This is a genomic window from Peptoniphilus sp. GNH, assembly GCA_021307325.1.
GTDB lineage: Bacteria > Bacillota > Clostridia > Tissierellales > Peptoniphilaceae > KA00134.
In genome coordinates this window covers 1,264,070-1,282,576 of record CP089931.1, presented here as the reverse complement: position 1 = coordinate 1,282,576, position 18,507 = coordinate 1,264,070, and the positions used below count along the sequence as shown (strand labels likewise).

Sequence of the window (18,507 nt, the reverse complement as noted above, 5' to 3'; positions counted from 1 at the left end):
AAAATGGGAAAAGTACACGTAACAGATCATCCGCTTATTCAACACAAGCTTACAATCATGAGAAAAAAGGAAACTTCATCCAAGGCCTTTCATGAGCTGGCAACAGAAATTGCCATTCTAATGGGCTATGAAGTCACAAGAGACTTGGAGCTTAAAGATGTAGAAATCGAAACCCCCCTTACAAAAATGATAGGCAAGCAAATTTCCGGCAAGAAGTTCGGACTTGTTCCTATTTTAAGAGCGGGGCTTGGAATGGTAGATGGATTTTTGAACGTGGCACCTTCTGCAAGGGTTGCTCACATTGGTATGTATAGGGATCCCAAGACCTTAAAACCTGTGACCTACTACTCTAAATTTCCAAGCGATGTAGCAGAAAGAACTATGATAATCTTGGACCCCATGCTTGCAACTGGTGGATCTCTTATAGAAGCCATAAGAGAACTAAAGGCGCAAGGAGTGACATCCATAAAATCAGTAAACCTTGTTGCCGCACCTGAAGGACTAAAGGCTGTCCAAGAAGCATACCCCGATGTAGATATATATGTGGCAGCCATAGATGAATGCCTAAATGACCATGGATATATCTTACCAGGCTTGGGAGATGCCGGGGATAGACTTTTCGGAACTAGATAGGAGAGATTTAGTATTGTTTAAGACGGCGATAACAGCCAATTACAAATTTTTTGCCATAGCATTTGTCATAAGTTTTGTCATAAGTCCGATTTTAATTAAGATTATGCCAAAGCTTGGCTATATAGACATACCTAAGGATAAGAGAAGAATTCACAAAAAAGCCATGCCTCTGGGAGGAGGTTTGGCAATTTTCATAGCATTCTTAGCAACTGCCTTATATGGACTCTCTTTAAATAGGGAGTACATCTGTCTATTCATAGGAAGTGGACTTATAGTAATTTCTGGTCTGATAGATGACAAGCTAAATCTGTCACCAAAAAAGAAACTGATGTTTCAAATTTTGGCTGGGCTGACCTTGATTTTTGGTGGAGTCAAAATAAACTTCTTTACCAATCCATTTTTCGCAAAAGATTTGATTTGGTTATCCTATTTGTCCATTCCAATCACTCTTTTTTGGATAATAGGAATTACAAACACTGTAAACTTAATAGATGGCTTAGATGGACTAGCGGCCGGAATATCAATGATAAGTGCTGCAAGCATATCTTTTATAGCATTTGCTGGTGGGTCTTTTGATCAAGCACTTATGGGAGCAATCCTAGCGGGGGCTTGTTTGGGATTTTTGCCCTACAACTTCAATCCAGCTAAAATATTTATGGGAGACACAGGGGCTCTCTTTTTAGGATATGTGCTTTCTTATATATCAATTCAAGGCTTCATGAAATCAGCCACAGTGCTTACCATTTTTGTGCCTGTTTTGATTTTGGGAGTACCTGTTTTTGATACGACCTTTGCCATGATAAGGAGAAAACTTTCTGGTCAAAGTATCATGCAGGCAGACAAGGGACATTTGCATCACAGACTTTTAGGTCTAGGACTAAGCCAAAGACAGACAGTTTCAATCCTCTATATCATATCCATGATTTTTGGTATATTGGCAAATTTGATAGCGGACTTTAACACTCAAAAAGGTCTTTTGATATCCGCTTTAATTATAATAGGAATAGTATTGGTTGCTTGGGCAAGTGGCATGTTTAAAGGACCCAAGGCAAGTGATAAGAGCAAGGAGGAAGAATGAAAATTCTAGTGGTTTTTGGAACCAGACCCGAGGCAATAAAAATGGCTCCGATAGTAAAGGAGCTTGAAAAAAGAAAAGCTGATTTCAAAGTTCTAGTAACTGCTCAGCATAGACAGATGTTGGACTCAGTTTTAGAGATTTTTGATATAAAACCAGACTATGATCTAAACATATTCAAAAACAATCAAACTCTTACAGATATAACAGTAGCAAGTCTACAAGGACTTGAAAAAGTAATAAAAGAATACGAGCCGGATGTGCTTTTAGTTCAAGGAGATACGACAAGTGTATTTGCCGGTGCTTTGGCAGCCTTCTATCAAAAGGTAAAGATAGGTCATGTGGAGGCGGGACTTAGATCTCACAATCTTTACTCCCCCTACCCAGAAGAAGCAAATAGAAAACTCACAGGGGTCTTGAGCACTTATCACTTTGCTCCGACCGAAGGTAACAGACAAAATCTTCTAAATGAAGGCTTTGACGACAAAAATATTTATCTTGTAGGAAACACCGTAATAGATGCTTTGCATTATGCAGTAAAAGAAGATTACAAATTTGAAGACCAGATTTTGAATGATTTAGATTATGAAAACAAAAAAATAATCTTGCTCACATCGCACAGGAGGGAGAACATAGGCGAGCCTATGGAAAACATTTTCAGTGCAGTTAGAGATGTTTTAAAAGACCACGAAGATGTGGAAGTTGTTTTTCCGATTCATTTAAACCCAAAAGTAAGAACAATCGCAAAAGCAATCTTTAAAGACCATCCGAGAGTTCACTTGATTGAACCCTTAGACTATCTTCCGTTTTCAAATTTAATGAAGAGAGTTTATATGGTGGTAACAGACTCAGGTGGAATTCAAGAAGAGGCACCGGCACTTGGAAAGCCTGTAGTGGTTGTGAGAGAAGAAACCGAGAGGATGGAAGGTGTGGATGCCAAGACGGCAGTTTTGGCTGGTACCAAATATAAAAAAATTTATGAGACAGTAAAAGAACTCATAGAAAATGATAAACTCTACAAATTAATGGCTCAAGCTATAAATCCATACGGAGATGGAAGGTCGGCAGAAAAGATAGTAGAAATCTTATTAAAAAGGTAAAGAATAGGTGAAAAGATAGTTAAAAAAATAGTTAAAAATTTATCTAATTCTCTTGAATTTTCTTTACAAAGGGATATAATAATAAATAGAGATGGTACAAAATGATTACATACTTAGGAGGTATTTATGAAAGGCAAAACTATAAACGAGATTAAAATTGGCGATAAGGCTTCTTTCACCAAGACATTAACTGAAACAGATGTTTATTTGTTCGCAGGAATCACAGGAGATTTGAATCCTGCTCACATAAATCAAGTTGCTTCAGAACAGACTATGTTCAAGGGAAGAATTGTTCACGGAATGCTTACAGCTGGATTGATATCGACAGTTCTAGGCATGTATTTACCAGGCCCAGGAACCATCTATATGGGACAAGAGCTAAAATTTACAAAGCCGGTTCATATGGGAGATACAATCACAGCTGAAGCGGAAGTTGTAGAAATAATAAAAGAGAAATTTCTAAAGATTAAGACTACTTGCACTAATCAAGACGGAGAAATCGTAGTTGACGGATTTGCGCAAGTTATGCCGCCTCGTTAGGATTTGTCAGTTATAAGTCAGTAAATTTATAAGAGAATAGGAGGATAAAATGAAAGTAGTTATCGCAAGTGCGGTTAGAACACCGATAGGCTCATTTGGTGGCGCTTTTAAGACTGTTTCAGCAGCGGAACTAGGAATTGTAGCAGCAAAAGAAGCGCTAAAAAGAGCAAAAGTAAGCCCGGATCAAGTAGACGAAGCCCTAATTGGAAATGTACTCCAAGCAGGACAAGGACAAAACGTTGCTCGCCAAGTTGTATTGGGAGCTGGCATGTCAGAAGATACTCCAGCAATCACAGTTAACATGGTTTGCGGATCGGGTTTGAGGACAGTTTCTCTAGCAGCACAAATGATTAAAGCGGGCGATGCTGAAATCGTTCTCGCAGGAGGAACAGAAAGCATGTCATCAGCACCTTACTTACTTCCAAAAGAAAGATGGGGAGCAAGAATGGGCGATGGAAAAGTTGTTGACGTAATGATTAAAGACGGTCTATGGGACGTATACAACAACTACCATATGGGAATCACAGCTGAAAATGTTGCTGCTGAATATGGCATAACAAGACAAATGCAAGATGAAATTGCAACAAGAAGCCAAAACAGAGCAGAAAAAGCTAGAGCTGAAGGCAGATTTAAAGAAGAAATTGTTCCAGTAGAAGTTAAGGGACGCAAGGGCAAGGTTACAGTTGTAGATACTGATGAATACATCAAAGAAGGAGTAACTGTTGAAGGACTTGCAGGATTAAAGCCAGCCTTCAAACCAGACGGAGGCACTGTAACAGCTGCAAATGCTTCAGGTATCAATGACGGAGCAGCTATGCTAGTTGTGATGACAGAAGAAAAAGCTAAAGAGCTTGGAGTAGAACCTCTAGCAGAAATCGTAGCTTATGCTGATGCAGGTATTGATCCTAAGGTAATGGGAACAGGCCCAATTCCTTCTTCAAGAAAAGCTCTTAAAAAAGCAGGCTGGACTGTTGAAGATCTAGATCTTGTTGAAGCTAACGAAGCTTTCGCAGCCCAAGCAGGAGCTGTTTCAAAAGAATTAAAACTTGATGACGAAAAAACCAATGTAAACGGTGGAGCCATAGCTCTTGGACATCCAATAGGAGCATCAGGAGCCAGAATTCTTACAACTCTTCTTTATGAAATGAAGAGAAGAGATGCAAAAAAAGGTCTTGCAACACTTTGCATAGGCGGAGGAATGGGAACAGCAATACTAGTTCAAAGATAAGAAGGGAGTATCCATGGATTACAAATATCTTCTATTAGACAAAAAAGAAGACGGAGTTCTTCTGATTACAATAAATAAAGAAAAAAGTTTAAATGCTTTAAATTCAGAAGTTTTAAAAGAAATCAAAGATTGTTTTGAAAAAATAGATACAGATGATTCTGTAAGTTGTGTAGTGTTTACAGGAGCGGGCAAGGCTTTTATAGCAGGAGCTGATATAACTGAAATGGCACCCCTAAATGCGGGAGAAGCATATGCGTTTGCAAAACTTGGAATGGATACCATGTTCAGGATTGAACAACTATCAAAACCTGTAATAGCAGCTGTAAATGGATTTGCTCTTGGTGGAGGATGTGAACTTTCTCTAGCATGTGATATAAGATTGGCATCTAGCAAGGCTAAATTTGGTCAACCTGAAGTGGGTCTTGGAATTACACCTGGATTTGGTGGAACTCAAAGGCTAATAAGGACAATAGGACCTGGATTAGCTAAAGAACTAATCTACACAGCAAAGATTATTGGAGCTGAAGAAGCTAAGGAAATGGGACTTGTAAACCATGTTTATGAACCAGAAGTACTTATAGAAGAAGCTCTAAAATTGGCAAGTCAAATAGCTAAGAATGCTAAACAGGCAGTTAAGTATTCAAAGGCAGCTATTAACAACGGTATTCAAACAGATATCGAAACAGGCATGTCAATCGAAAGAAACGTATTTGGCCTATGCTTTGCAACATATGACCAAAAAGAAGGTATGAAGGCATTCGTAGAAAAAAGAAAAGCGGAATTTAAAGGAGAATGACAATGAAAATAGCAGTAATCGGATCAGGTACAATGGGAGCAGGCATTGCTCAAGTATTAGCACCACTTCACAAGGTAGTAGTAAGAGATATAGCACCAGAACAACTTGAAAAAGCAAAAGCTCTAATGGAAAAGAACTTTTCAAGAAATGTTGAAAAGGGAAGAATGACAGAAGAAGCTAAAAAAGCAGCTCTTGCAAATGTAAGCTACTCAGCAAAGATGGAAGATATAAAGGATTGCGACCTTGTAATCGAAGCAGCAACAGAAAACCCAACAATTAAAAAAGCCATCTTCAAGGAATTGTGCGAAAATGTAAAGAAAGAATGCATACTTGCATCAAATACTTCATCTCTTTCAATAACAGATATCGCAGCAGCAACTTGCAGACCGGACAAAGTTATAGGAATGCACTTCTTCAATCCTGTTCCAATGATGAAACTTATAGAAGTAATCAAGGGACAATTGACATCTGAAGAAACTAAAAACAAGATTGTTGAACTTTCTAAAGAAATAGGAAAGACTCCAGTTGAAGTAGAAGAGGCACCAGGATTTGTAGTAAATAGAATTCTTATTCCAATGATAAACGAAGCTATCGGAATATTGGCAGAAGGTATTGCATCAGCATCAGATATAGATGAAGCTATGAAATTGGGCGCAAACCACCCAATGGGACCTCTAGCTCTAGGAGATCTTATAGGACTTGATGTAGTTTTGGCTATAATGGATGTACTTTATACTGAATTTGGTGATTCTAAATACAGAGCTCATCCACTACTAAGAAAGATGGTAAGAGCAGGTCTACTTGGAAGAAAGACCAAGAGAGGCTTCTTTGACTACAATAAATAAAAATTAATTTTATGAGATAAAAATCTGTCGGAGGATTAGTCCCCGGCAGATTTTTTTATTTTTTAAAATCTTTGAGATTGCAAAAATTTTAAAAAATATATTTATTAAAAGTCGGAAAACATAAAATTCAACTTATTTATTTGCATTTTTATATTTTTAATGTGATCTCTTATTAAATATATTAAATATAAAAATTTACCCGTAAGGTGATTTTAAGTTATCTATTTACATAGATAAGGCACTATATTAAAATGTTTAGAGGAAATGAGGTACTTCCTTGGGAAACCTAAATGCAAATATGCTGATGACTTCTACTTTTGTAGAGACATCAGCTTTTTTTATAAGGAGGATTATATTTATGATTGCATCGCTTGGAATGATTTTATTTTTGGGCTTTGTATCAGGGGGAATTTTCAAAAATTTTAAACTGCCTTCCATAGTTGGGATGATTTTATTAGGTATTCTTATAGGACCTTATGAACTTAATTTAATTGATTCTAATATTTTATCTATGTCTGCAGATATACGAAAGATGGCATTGATAGTTATTTTGTTGAAGGCGGGACTTTCGCTTGATATTGATGATTTAAAAAAGGCGGGAAAGCCAGCCTTGCTCTTGTCTTTTATACCTGCATCTTTTGAAATTGTTGGGTTTTTCATTTTTGCACCAATAATACTTGGGATAAGAAGAGTTGATGCCCTTGTTATGGGTTCTGTTATGGCAGCTGTTTCTCCAGCTGTGGTGGTTCCTAGAATGATAAGCTTGATTGAAAAGGGGTATGGTAAAAAGAAAGCTATACCTCAGATGATTATGGCTGGTGCATCTTGTGATGATATTTTTGTAATAGTACTTTTCACATCGTTTTTGAGCATGGCAAAGGGGGAAAAGTTTAAAGTTTTTGACTTAATAAATATCCCTCTTTCTATAATTTCTGGTGTAGTAGTTGGTTTATTAGCTGGATATATTGTGGTTTATTTTTTAAAAAAGCTAAGCAATATAGAGAAATTACAAAATGCAGGAAAAATTTTAATAATTATATCAACATCATTTTTGCTTATGGGGTTAGAAAAAGTTTTAGAAACTAGTATGCCCATGTCTGGCCTTTTGGGAGTGGTTAGCATGGCTCTTATCATAAAAATTAAATCGCATGAAACAATAAGTAAAAATTTGGCGAAAAACTTAGGCGTAATATGGACATACGCAGAAATATTTTTGTTTGTTCTTGTCGGAGCTGCAATAAATATAAGCTATGCTTTTGAGGCTGGATTTGCGGCACTTGTAATCATAGCGGTTGGCCTTATTTTTAGATCTGTTGGACTTTTATTGGCTATAAGCTCAGAAAAGTTTACAATAAAACAGAGAATTTTTTGCCTTATATCTTATTTACCCAAAGCTACTGTTCAGGCGGCGATTGGCTCTGTACCTTTAGCTTCTGGGTTGAGGTGTGGGCAAATAGTGCTGACCATAGCTGTTGTTGGAATTTTGGTAACTGCTCCAATAGGAGCTTTGGGTATAGATTTATCATATAAAAAACTTTTAGATGAGAAATAAAAAATAGAAAAATTTATAAATAATATTTCAATCTAAAAAGTGCTGTGATATAATTATGATATCAAAAAGAAGTTAGGAGTTTTGTCAATGGAAGATAGTAAAAAAATTGAAGAAAAAGTTTTGCGTGGCGCAAAGATGGGAGGACTTGTCCTAATTATATATGTGATTTTGTTGGGTCTGTCTGTATTTTCTTTTATAAGATATATTAATGGACCGGCTGAAAAATCTATGCTAGATAATATATTATTTGGACTGGCGATTGTATTTGTTGCCTTAGGTTGGATTTTGCTTTTGGGATTGAAAGTTCTAAGACCTCAAGAGGCATATGTCATCACAGTTTTTGGAAAGTATATGGGCACCTTGAAGGAAGAGGGATTTTATTTTTTAAATCCTTTTGCCAGGGCCTTTAATCCTGCTGCTGATACTAAATTGGGTCAAAGCGGCGATGTGAGAGATTCTAAAGTTTCGATTAAGCTTGGCAGAGATGAATCTGTGCAGGCAACCAATATATCTGATAAGAGAATATCTCTTAAAGTGATGACACTTAATAATAGCAAGCAAAAAATAAATGATGTTCTTGGAAATCCTGTAGAAATTGGTATTGCTGTGATGTGGAGAGTAAAGGACACGGCCAAAGCGGTCTTTAATGTTGATAACTTCAAAGAATATCTCTCCTTGCAAACTGACACAGCTCTTAGAAATATTGTGCGCCAATATCCCTACGATTTAAATTCAAATTTTCAGATTGATACAACGGGAGATGGCGAACCTGATGACGGGTCTTTGAGAGGGTCTAGTGAAGTCGTAGCTAAAAGAATAAGAGATGAAATCCAAAATAGGGTTGAGTTTGCTGGACTTGAAATTGTGGAAGCTAGAATTACTCATCTGTCCTATGCACCAGAAATTGCAGCAGCCATGCTCCAAAGACAACAAGCATCTGCCCTTATAGATGCAAGGTCTATGATTGTGGATGGTGCTGTTGGAATGGTTGAGATGGCACTTGAAAAGCTAGCTGAAAACAAGGTTGTAGATTTGGATGAAGAAAGAAAGGCTGCAATGGTTTCCAATCTCATGGTTGTACTTTGCGGTAACAGCGAGGTCAGCCCGGTAATAAATTCTGGAAGCTTGTACTAATGGCTGAAAGAAAACAAATCCCCTTGCGCATTTCGAAAGATTTATGTGACAAAATAGCAGCCTGGGCAGAGGATGATTTTAGATCTCTTAATGGTCAAATTGAATACTTGCTTACGGAATGTGTTAGACAGAGGAAAAAAGATGGAAAATATGTTTCTGAAGAATTGGATAAGCCTTTAGATATAGATATAAAATAAAAGGGATAAAGAATTTACAAAAAGACACCCTAATCAAGTAGGGTGTCCATTCTGTAAATAATTGCTACAAGATAGGATCTAAGTGCTTGACCGCTGGGGTCAAAAAATCTTCCTGCAAGTCCATGGTCATTATTAAAGCCTGTGATTATTCCGAGTGAAGAGACTTTATATACGCAGTCTTTTGCCCAAGCTGGAATCTTCGCATCATCTGAAAAATTTTCACAAGAGCTATTTACCTCTTGATGAGTAGAAAACTCTAGAAAATTTGATACGATAGTTGCCATTTCAGCTCTACTTACTGTTTGGTTTGGCTTTATGGTGCCATCGGGATAGCCCTTTATTATAGAATGACTTTTGGCCCACTCTATGTAGGGTCCATAATAGGTATTTATATTTGAGTCGGGAAAAGTCGAAGTCTTATAAGAGGATATGTCGGCATCTACATATCGACCAAGGGCTGTTATAAGCATTGCTCTTGTCACAGATAAATCTGGTGAAAATGTAGCAGGGCCTGTTCCTTTTATATATCCCTTTTCAAAGCAATAGTTTGCATAGGGACTTGACCAATGATTTTCAAGATCTAAAAAATTACATTGATATCCTTCGCTGGCATATGTAACAGTGATTAGAAAAAGAAAAATAAAAGACAAAAATTTCTTCAAAGCTATCACTCCTTAATTATTTTATTTATATATTGTATAATAATTAGGAAAACTTATCCATAAAATATAAATATACAGAAATAAAGGAGTTTAATTTGAAACAGGAAAAATCTTTTACAAGAAAACTATTACTTATGCTGGGGGCTTTGATATTTCTAAGTCCGATAATATATTTTGAATTTGTAAAATCGTGTAGGATAGAAAAATATTCATCTACATATGTGATATTTTGGGCGGTTGTAAACTTGGCAACAGCCTATTCCATTAGTGAAATGGGAAGATCCTATTTTAGAGTTTTGGGCTTGGAAGAATTGAATATGAATAAATTTGCCTTAATAGCGCATCTAGCAATCATCTGCATATTTTTGCTGATGGCAAATTGCTATTTTATTTATGAAATTTACGGAGTTAGAAGTGACATATTAAGGTTTTTGGGCAATCAATGGGCATTTTTGGTTATAATAGTTTTTTTTATTGCAATTACAAGTTTTGGAAGGATGCCTGAACTTGCTGAAAACAATGGCATAAGAGTCTTTACGCTAAGACCTGTAAAGTTTGGTTTGATGGGTGGCAATGAGAGATTCGGCTGTCATATAGGCTCTTTTAAAGACGGATTTGTAGTTGGCACTTATAGCTTTTTTTATGATGGCGTGAGAACTATAAACAAGGCAAAAGATGGAGTCCTTGTCATAAAAGGAGAAGATGCAGATGGCAAATATGTGATAAATGTATCGGCTCCAAAGAGCAAGAAAGCCTTGGAAGATATATTTAAAAGTGAAAAGACTAAGGCTCTAAAAGCAATAAATATAAAGTTTTAAAATAAATAATATGAGGTTATATCATCGACAAGTTCCAAGGGGGATTTTGAGATGTTTATAATATAAAAAAATCATTTTTAGGAGGAAAAAATGAAAAAGAAATTAAGCGTAGTTTTGCTAATGCTATCATTTCTTCTAATCTTGGGAGGATGTAGTCCAGTAAGTTCAAACTACATAAAAGAAGTCGAAAAAGTAATGGCTTGGCAAGGCGTTGAAGCAAAGACTGAAGGTAAAGTTAAAATTGAATATGACGGCGAAAAGATGGAAGTTCCAATCAAGGTTCAAGCTCTTTCTAAAGGACAAGACAAGGCTTATATTAAGATGGATATGGACCTTGGTTCCGTAGGAAAATTTGCATCTAAATCTGAAGATAAACTTCCTCTTGATCTACCAAAGACCATAGCAATGGAAATGTATGTGATTGATGGTCAAGTCTATATCGGAAAAGAATATTTCAACACTCTTGCAAAATCGTTTAAGAGCAAGAGCGAAATAAAAGAAGACTTTGTAAAATTGCCAATTGATTACAAATTATCAGGACCACAACAAGAAGCGGCTATGCAATATGTGCAAAGCACCCAATATCAAAAAGATTTTCTAAATGTACTAAAGGTTGCACTAAAGGACTTTAAACCGACAAATGAAATTAAAATGTCCGATGGAAAATATGTTTATGAAGCTGATGGCGAAGCTATTTTGAAAGATTTTACAGCTGCCATAGCTACAACAGTTAAAAATTGGAATGAAACATCAAAAGCCCTTAAACCAATCCTAAAGGGCATGGATATAAAAGTTTCAGATAAGGAACTTGAAGATGCAGTTAAGGGATTTGACCTTGAAAAAATGACTCAATCCTTTGGCGATGCAAAAGAACTTATAAAGCCCCTAAAAATAAAGGCAGAAATTGAGTTTAAGGAAAATGAATATGAACAAAAACTAGAAGTTAAATACAAAAACGAAAAATTTGGCTTAGAACTTGAAATGGAATCGGAAAGCAAGAAGTCAAACAAAGATATCAAAGCGCCTACAAGTGTAAAGGCTCTTACGGAAGAAGAACTTAAGAGTATCTTCAAGACCAGCAATTTCTTTGTAAGTGTAAATGACAAAATGCTTGATTTTGATGTCGAACCAATAATAGAAAATGGAAGAACTCTTGTTCCTTTCAGGACACTTTTTGAATCCTTGGGAGCAGAAGTAAACTGGGATCAAGAAAACAAGATCGCTAGCTGCAAGAAAGACGATAAGGAAATAAAAATCTTTATAGGACAAAATAAGGCAGAAGTAAATGGAAAAGCTATTGAACTTGACTCTCTTCCAAAAATTAAAGACGGAAGAACCCTAGTGCCACTTCGTTTTGTATCTGAAAACCTTGGATACGAAGTAGAATTTGAAAAAGCAGGAGATGCTAAATTCATATCTATAATGGACAAGGAATACGCAAAGAAGCACAAGGAAGAAATGGCAAAGCTTGAAACACAATTAAAGGATTCTCAAAAACAAACTGAAAAGAAAAACTAAAGATATAAAAAAGCCCCAAAATATTGGGGCTTTTTTTATAGCATTTTATTAGCTTTTAAGGTAAATAAAGCTCGCCTACTTAAAATATTTGGAAGACTTTATATAAATTAGGTTTAAAAATTAAGAAGGCTTGTCTTTTCATAAGATGAGTTCTCCTTGGATATAAAAAGTCTAAAAGCTTGAAAATTTCGTATGTCTAGTGTATTATTGACTTGATAATATAGACTTATCTCAAGGAGGAATAAAAATGGCAAAAGGAAAATTTGAAAGAACAAAACCCCACGTAAATATAGGCACAATAGGCCACGTAGACCACGGTAAAACAACCCTAACAGCAGCCATAACCCTAGTAATGAACAAGAGATACGGCAGCGGAGAATTCGTAGACTACGCCCACATAGACAAGGCACCAGAAGAAAGAGAAAGAGGAATCACAATCTCAACATCACACGTAGAATACGAAACACCAAATAGACACTACGCTCACGTAGACTGCCCAGGCCATGCCGACTATGTAAAGAACATGATCACAGGAGCAGCCCAAATGGACGGAGCCATCCTAGTAGTATCAGCAGCAGACGGCCCAATGCCACAAACAAGAGAACACATCCTACTAGCAAGACAAGTAGGCGTACCAAAAATAGTAGTATTCCTAAACAAACAAGACCAAGTAGACGACCCAGAACTAATCGAACTAGTAGAAATGGAAGTAAGAGACCTACTATCAGAATACGACTTCGACGGAGAAAACACTCCAATAGTAGTAGGCTCAGCCCTAAAAGCCCTAGACGATCCAGAAGGAGAATGGGGAGACAAAATAGTAAAACTAATGGAAGAAGTAGACTCCTACATTGATGAACCAGTAAGAGACATCGACCACCCATTCCTAATGCCAGTAGAAGACATCTTCTCAATCACAGGAAGAGGAACAGTAGCAACAGGAAGAGTAGAAAGAGGAACAGTAAAAGTCGGCGACACAGTAGAAATCGTAGGCCTAACAGAAGAAAAGAGAAACGTAGTAGTAACAGGCGTAGAAATGTTCAAGAAAATGCTAGACCAAGCTCAAGCAGGAGACAACATAGGAGCCCTACTAAGAGGCGTACAAAGAAACGAAATCGAAAGAGGACAAGTACTAGCAAAACCAGGAACAATCCACCCACACCACAAATTCCAAGCAGAAGTATACGTACTAACCAAAGAAGAAGGCGGAAGACACACACCATTCTTCAACGGATATAGACCACAATTCTACTTCAGAACAACAGACGTAACAGGCGATATCCAACTAGCAGAAGGCACAGAAATGGTAATGCCAGGAGACAACGCAACCTTCACAGTAACCCTAATCACACCAATAGCAATGGACGAAGGATTGAGATTCGCCATAAGAGAAGGTGGAAGGACAGTAGCATCAGGCGTAGTAACAAAGCTACTAGACTAATACAAATAAAAAACAAAATGAGCGGCGAGAGTCGCTCTTTTTTTGTATTAAAATGTAAATTTTATTTAAATTTTAGAAAGCAAGGATAAGTAAATTAAGCAAGGGATACGATTAAGATTTTACTTAATAGAATACGAGGTGTATAATTTATATTGATAAAATATATTACTTAAAAAATATCAATTAAGAAGGAGGAATAAGTTTGATTGAGGTTAAAAATTTACATAAGTCTTATGGACAGGGACAAAATAAAATTGAAGTTTTAAAAGGAATAGATTTGAGTGTAAAAAAAGGAAAATTAGTCTCTTTGCTCGGACCATCAGGCTCTGGAAAATCGACTCTTCTTAATATTTTAGGGGGTATAGAGTCGATTGACGAAGGAGAAGTTATAGTTTTTGAAAACAACTTAGCTAAAATGAAGAAGAAAGACTTGGAATTATACAGGAGAAAGCATGTCGGATTTGTCTTTCAATTTTACAACCTAATAGGAAATTTGACCGTTAGAGAAAATATTTTGACTGGGGCATATTTATCTGACAATCCTTTAGATATTGATTTGGTAAGCGAGAGTTTACATATAAAAGATCAACTCTTCAAATTTCCCAATCAAATATCGGGGGGACAAGCTCAGAGGACATCCATAGCTAGGGCTATGATAAAAAGGCCAGATCTTTTGATTTGCGATGAGCCGACTGGAGCCTTGGACTTTGAAAATGCAAAGAGTGTTTTAGATTTGATTGAATTTTTAAACAATGAATATGACACTACTATCATCCTTGCGACTCACAACACTCAGATTGCAAAGATGTGCGATTTGATTGTAAATTTGAGAGATGGCAGGATTAAAAGTGTAGAGGAAAATGCAAATAAAGTGGCTGCGAAGGAAGTGGTATGGTGATGAGAAATCCCATTAATAAAAGAATCTTTAGATTGTTACTAAAAAAGCCTGCCTCATATTTTCCTATTTTTATAGTATCTCTTATATTTGTGACCTTCACCTCGTCTTTTTTTCTAGCACAAAACTCAGTCGAACCTCTTTACTACAAAGGCTTGGAAGAGGGCAAGGTGGAAGATGGCAATTTCATCATGGATAGGAAATTGACCTCAGATGAGATAAAAGATTTGCAAGAAGAAAATGTAAAGATTTATCCGAGCTTTTATAAGGAGATTTCGTACTCTTATAAGGGAAAGGACAATCAAGAGGCGATTTTAAGAGTTTATCAAAATAGAAAACAAATAAATCTTACATATTTTAACGAGGGCAGAGAACCGAGGATGCCAGGTGAAATAGCCATTTCTGCTAATGCTGGTCTAGTAAATAAGCTAGCCATAGGAGATTTTTTGGACATTTCTAACAAAAAATTTAAGTTGGTAGGGTTTTTTGCAAGCCCTGATTATTCAACTGTTTTAAAAAATCAATCTGACATGGTTATGGATACCAAACATTTTTCCTTGGCCTTGATGACTAAAGAAGACTTTGACAGTTTTGAAAAAATAAAAACTACTTACCAATACTCCTACCACAGCGAGAGCAAATTAAAAGAAGACGACTCGATGGATAAGCTGGAAAATATTATGACAAGAGCTAGCAAGTATGGCCTTGTATTAGGTGGAGTAGATTTTTACAACAATCGCTGCATCCAATACTTTATTGACGATATGGGCGGAGATGTCCCCATGATGACAATTGTAATGGTCATTGTCTTTATAGCCTTGGGATTTATGACAACTATCCAATCTAAAAGTTTGGTAGAAGATGAGTCAGCTGTCATAGGATCTTTATTGGCATCTGGATATACAAGTAAGAGCTTGATTTTTCATTATACACTTGTGCCGGTGTGTCTTGTAAGTTTGGCTGCTGTTGTGGGTAATATAATTTCTTATTTAATTGGTTACAAAATCTATGCCAATCTCTACTATGAAAGCTATAACATAATAAAATTTGTGCCAATATTTTCTTTAAAATCCTTTTTCGTCACAAGTCTTGTGCCAGTTTTGATTGTATCTATTTTGAATCTTTTGGTTTTGAGCAGGTATTTTAGGCTGTCTCCACTCAGGTTTTTGAGAAAAGATTTGAAGAAGAAGAGCAAGAACACCAGGTTCAAATTAAAAAACACAGCTTTTAAAAAAGCCTTTAAAATAAGAGTATTTTTAGACAATTGGGTCAACATTGCCGCACTTTTATTTGGAGTTTTTGTCGCCAACCTACTAATAGTATATGGAATAAGCATGAAGCCCATCATAAAAAATTATGTAGAGCAGATGAAAACGGAGATGAAATATAAAAATATCAGCGTCTTAAAGGCGCCGATGGATGTTTTGCCTGAAGAAATGAAGGGCAAGATAATCGATTTAAAATTCAAATTGCCGGATGAAAAAATTGATGACAATAAAAAACTTGAAATATATGGTCTAGATAAGGGATCACGCTATAATGAGAAAGGTTTGGATGATTTAAAGGATAAGGAAGTTATAATTTCAAATGCCTTTGCAAAAAAATATAAATTATCTCTAGGAGACCACTTCTTTATCAAAAAACCCCATAGTGATACCTATAAAGAAGTAGAGGTAAAAGAGATATTTGATGATATCTATTCTATGAAGGCCTTCATGCCCCTCGCAAACTTGAACAAAATTCTAGAAAAGGCACCAGATGATTTTAATGTTTATTTTAGCGACAAAACTCTAGATTTACCAGAAAATTTACTCCTTACTGAAATCAATCAGAAAAAAACTGGAGACTATCTAAACAACTTCATAAATAATTTTGATGGAGTCTTTAAATCAATACTGGTGGTGGCTTTTGTATTTTATATAGTCTTGGTATTTACAGTAAGCAAACTCATCTTAGAAAAATCCAGACTGAATATATCTTATCTAAAAATTTTCGGCTACAAGGACGATGAGATTACTAAAATTTATATGAGAGGCATAATTTTTGCCTTGCTCTTGTTTGAAATAATAAGTCTACCCATCTTTGACAAACTCATGGTTTATATGTTGATTTTGGCATTGTCAAAAATAGATTTTTATATAGTGGCAGAGATTCCAAAAATAGCTTATATTTACATGATATTGGCAGGAGTTTTGATTTTTATCATAGTCCAATTTTTGCAAAGAAGAAAAATTTCTAGATTGAACATGGTTGAAGAACTAAAAAATATAAATGGATGAGAAAAAGAATGACTAAAATGTGAAAAATATCTAAAAAATGCAGACGTTTAAAGTATATAGCTTGTAAAAATTAATGGAACTTGATACAATAAATGGGAACAGTAAAAACCATGCGGGATAAATTCGGAGGTAGTATGAAAAAAGTTGCCATTATGGGCTTTGGAAGAATAGGAAGAGATATATTAAGAGAACATCTCTTAAAAAGAGATGATAAGTTTGAAATAACTCATGTAGTTGATATTTCAGCCAAGGGAAAGATTGACTTTTTTGCCAATCTATTCAAGTATGATTCAATCTATGGAAAATACCAAGGTCAAGTTAGCTCGGATGCAGAACATTTGATAGTTGATGGTAAAAAGATTAAATTCTTATCTGAAGGTGACCCCTTAAAGATTAATTGGGCAAAAGAGGGGGTTGATCTTGTAATAGATTCAACAGGTGTTTTTAGAACAAGAGAAAAGGCCCAACTGCATTTGGATGCTGGAGCCAAAAAAGTAATCATAACAGCTCCAGGGAAAAATTCTGATGCCACAATAGTTATGGGAGTAAATGACAAGGATTATGACCCTAAGAAGCACAACATAATTTCAAATGCATCTTGCACGACAAATTGCCTTGCACCCATAGTAAAGGTCTTGAATGATAACTTCAAAATAAAAAGAGGTTTCATGACAACTGTCCACGCCTATACAAACGATCAAAACATTCACGACTCCTACCATTCTAGCGATTATAGAAGGGCAAGAGCGGGAGCTGTAAATATTGTGCCCACATCGACAGGAGCAGCCGAAGCGGTTGCCTTGGTTGTGCCTGAAGTGAAGGGAAAATTGACAGGATATGCCTTGAGAGTGCCAGTTATAACGGGTTCTATTGTGGACTTGTCAGTCGAACTCGAAAAAAATGTGAGCGTTGAAGAAGTAAATGCCGCTGTGAGAAAGGCTGCAGAAGGAGAGATGAAGGGTGTCTTGGAATATTGCGAAGATCCGATAGTTTCTTCCGATATAATAAAAAATGACCACTCAAGCATCTTTGATGCAAAACTTACTAAGGAAATTGATGGACTAATCAAAGTCGTATCATGGTATGACAACGAGTGGGGATACTCTAGAAGAGTAGTAGACCTTACAAATTTGGTTGTAAGCAAGATGTAGTAAAAAGGATTAAAGTGCAGACTGAGAAGTCTGTACTTTTTTTATTTTTACGATGATTGCAAATAAAATGGGGACACTAAGCTCATGTAAAAATAATTTAAATGAAGTTCGATAATTTAGGAATTTTCTAGGACTTTTATCAAAACCCATTAAATTTTTAATAACATCTATAGACAGTTCTGCCAAATCCGTCTTTTTTGGATAATACTCTCTTAGAAAATTATTAGAATTTTTATTACTTCATCTTTGCCATGCTGAATATAAATAAGCGAAGCAAAAGTCTATTCCGAGTTTTTCAACTTCATCAAAGAAAGCAAATTCTACCTCTATCAGATGCGAAGCTTTTTAAAGATTCTTTGGGTAATGAATTATTAGTTTACTAATAGTTTCAAACATAGAATTTTAATAGATGTAGCTATGTTGAATCTTCCTCTTTTCTCTTTGTTTTTTCTAGATTTACCTTTTCTTCTTAATTTGGACATATAAAAGTTTATTATTCCCGAATATCACCAATTATATATTGTTTTAAAGCTTAATTTGCCTTTATAAATAGTGCCTGCTATTTGCTTTGGTGACCACCTTATACTCAAATTTTCTGGATTTTGGCTGCAGTCTTTCGCTTTTTGAAACGCTTGGGATATGT

Annotated in this window: 17 protein-coding genes; 16 read left to right on the top strand and 1 reads right to left on the bottom strand. The window is 35.9% G+C overall.

Features of this window, described 5'->3' with window-relative positions; translation table 11 throughout:
- Positions 1-3: 3 nt before the first annotated feature.
- The 10 genes from upp to LV469_06285 all read left to right on the top strand — a co-directional run bounded on the left by upp (position 4) and on the right by LV469_06285 (position 9,100).
- A complete protein-coding gene (gene upp / locus LV469_06330; protein UHR02259.1) occupies positions 4-633 on the top strand; it encodes a uracil phosphoribosyltransferase in 630 nt (209 codons plus the stop codon).
- Complete coding sequence (locus LV469_06325) at positions 569-1,711, top strand: undecaprenyl/decaprenyl-phosphate alpha-N-acetylglucosaminyl 1-phosphate transferase (protein ID UHR02258.1); 1,143 nt, start codon at positions 569-571, stop codon at positions 1,709-1,711. Before upp ends, LV469_06325 begins: the two co-directional genes overlap by 65 nt.
- Positions 1,708-2,808 carry a UDP-N-acetylglucosamine 2-epimerase (non-hydrolyzing) gene (gene wecB / locus LV469_06320; protein UHR02257.1) on the top strand — a complete coding sequence of 367 codons (1,101 nt, stop codon included), beginning with the start codon at positions 1,708-1,710 and terminating at the stop codon, positions 2,806-2,808. Before LV469_06325 ends, wecB begins: the two co-directional genes overlap by 4 nt.
- Before the next feature lie 126 nt (positions 2,809-2,934).
- Positions 2,935-3,348: a MaoC family dehydratase gene (locus tag LV469_06315; GenBank protein ID UHR02256.1), complete on the top strand. Its 414-nt coding sequence runs from the start codon at positions 2,935-2,937 to the stop codon at positions 3,346-3,348.
- 49 nt (positions 3,349-3,397) lie between these two features.
- Positions 3,398-4,576, top strand: a complete 1,179-nt coding sequence (locus LV469_06310; GenBank protein UHR02255.1) for an acetyl-CoA C-acetyltransferase — start codon at positions 3,398-3,400, stop codon at positions 4,574-4,576.
- Positions 4,577-4,589: 13 nt separating this feature from the next.
- Complete coding sequence (locus LV469_06305) at positions 4,590-5,372, top strand: enoyl-CoA hydratase-related protein (GenBank protein ID UHR02254.1); 783 nt, start codon at positions 4,590-4,592, stop codon at positions 5,370-5,372.
- A gap of 2 nt (positions 5,373-5,374) precedes the next feature.
- Entirely contained in the window at positions 5,375-6,217 is an 843-nt protein-coding gene (locus LV469_06300; protein ID UHR02253.1) for a 3-hydroxybutyryl-CoA dehydrogenase, read from the top strand.
- Between the two features lie 358 nt (positions 6,218-6,575).
- Complete coding sequence (locus LV469_06295; GenBank protein ID UHR02252.1) at positions 6,576-7,769, top strand: cation:proton antiporter; 1,194 nt, start codon at positions 6,576-6,578, stop codon at positions 7,767-7,769.
- Positions 7,770-7,856: 87 nt separating this feature from the next.
- A complete protein-coding gene (locus LV469_06290; GenBank protein ID UHR02251.1) occupies positions 7,857-8,903 on the top strand; it encodes an SPFH domain-containing protein in 1,047 nt (348 codons plus the stop codon).
- Positions 8,903-9,100, top strand: a complete 198-nt coding sequence (locus LV469_06285; GenBank protein ID UHR02250.1) for a PTS ascorbate transporter subunit IIC — start codon at positions 8,903-8,905, stop codon at positions 9,098-9,100. The genes LV469_06290 and LV469_06285 overlap by 1 nt, the downstream gene beginning before the upstream one ends.
- Before the next feature lie 29 nt (positions 9,101-9,129).
- Here the strand turns inward: LV469_06285 and LV469_06280 are convergent, their stop codons facing one another.
- Positions 9,130-9,762 (bottom strand): S-layer homology domain-containing protein, encoded by a 633-nt coding sequence (locus LV469_06280; protein UHR02249.1) that lies wholly within the window; start codon positions 9,760-9,762, stop codon positions 9,130-9,132.
- A 95-nt stretch (positions 9,763-9,857) separates the two neighbouring features.
- On the opposite strand from LV469_06280, the gene LV469_06275 reads away from it, so the two are divergent.
- The 6 genes from LV469_06275 to gap all read left to right on the top strand — a co-directional run bounded on the left by LV469_06275 (position 9,858) and on the right by gap (position 17,864).
- Positions 9,858-10,580, top strand: coding sequence for a hypothetical protein (locus tag LV469_06275; GenBank protein ID UHR02248.1), 723 nt, complete (start codon positions 9,858-9,860; stop codon positions 10,578-10,580).
- Positions 10,581-10,670: 90 nt separating this feature from the next.
- Positions 10,671-12,098, top strand: coding sequence for a copper amine oxidase N-terminal domain-containing protein (locus LV469_06270; protein ID UHR02247.1), 1,428 nt, complete (start codon positions 10,671-10,673; stop codon positions 12,096-12,098).
- Between the two features lie 247 nt (positions 12,099-12,345).
- Entirely contained in the window at positions 12,346-13,539 is a 1,194-nt protein-coding gene (tuf, locus tag LV469_06265; GenBank protein ID UHR02246.1) for an elongation factor Tu, read from the top strand.
- A gap of 202 nt (positions 13,540-13,741) precedes the next feature.
- Complete coding sequence (locus LV469_06260) at positions 13,742-14,437, top strand: ABC transporter ATP-binding protein (GenBank protein ID UHR02245.1); 696 nt, start codon at positions 13,742-13,744, stop codon at positions 14,435-14,437.
- On the top strand, positions 14,437-16,713 hold the full coding sequence (locus LV469_06255) for an ABC transporter permease (protein ID UHR02244.1): 2,277 nt from the start codon (positions 14,437-14,439) through the stop codon (positions 16,711-16,713). The genes LV469_06260 and LV469_06255 overlap by 1 nt, the downstream gene beginning before the upstream one ends.
- Positions 16,714-16,847: 134 nt before the next feature.
- On the top strand, positions 16,848-17,864 hold the full coding sequence (gene gap / locus LV469_06250) for a type I glyceraldehyde-3-phosphate dehydrogenase (protein UHR02243.1): 1,017 nt from the start codon (positions 16,848-16,850) through the stop codon (positions 17,862-17,864).
- Positions 17,865-18,507: the final 643 nt, after the last annotated feature.

Coding starts and splice junctions, on each gene's coding strand:
- upp (UHR02259.1), top strand. CDS start 4: ATGGGAAAAGTACACGTAACAGATCATCCGCTTATTCAACACAAGCTT.
- LV469_06325 (UHR02258.1), top strand. CDS start 569: ATGACCATGGATATATCTTACCAGGCTTGGGAGATGCCGGGGATAGAC.
- wecB (UHR02257.1), top strand. CDS start 1,708: ATGAAAATTCTAGTGGTTTTTGGAACCAGACCCGAGGCAATAAAAATG.
- LV469_06315 (UHR02256.1), top strand. CDS start 2,935: ATGAAAGGCAAAACTATAAACGAGATTAAAATTGGCGATAAGGCTTCT.
- LV469_06310 (UHR02255.1), top strand. CDS start 3,398: ATGAAAGTAGTTATCGCAAGTGCGGTTAGAACACCGATAGGCTCATTT.
- LV469_06305 (UHR02254.1), top strand. CDS start 4,590: ATGGATTACAAATATCTTCTATTAGACAAAAAAGAAGACGGAGTTCTT.
- LV469_06300 (UHR02253.1), top strand. CDS start 5,375: ATGAAAATAGCAGTAATCGGATCAGGTACAATGGGAGCAGGCATTGCT.
- LV469_06295 (UHR02252.1), top strand. CDS start 6,576: ATGATTGCATCGCTTGGAATGATTTTATTTTTGGGCTTTGTATCAGGG.
- LV469_06290 (UHR02251.1), top strand. CDS start 7,857: ATGGAAGATAGTAAAAAAATTGAAGAAAAAGTTTTGCGTGGCGCAAAG.
- LV469_06285 (UHR02250.1), top strand. CDS start 8,903: ATGGCTGAAAGAAAACAAATCCCCTTGCGCATTTCGAAAGATTTATGT.
- LV469_06270 (UHR02247.1), top strand. CDS start 10,671: ATGAAAAAGAAATTAAGCGTAGTTTTGCTAATGCTATCATTTCTTCTA.
- tuf (UHR02246.1), top strand. CDS start 12,346: ATGGCAAAAGGAAAATTTGAAAGAACAAAACCCCACGTAAATATAGGC.
- LV469_06255 (UHR02244.1), top strand. CDS start 14,437: ATGAGAAATCCCATTAATAAAAGAATCTTTAGATTGTTACTAAAAAAG.
- gap (UHR02243.1), top strand. CDS start 16,848: ATGAAAAAAGTTGCCATTATGGGCTTTGGAAGAATAGGAAGAGATATA.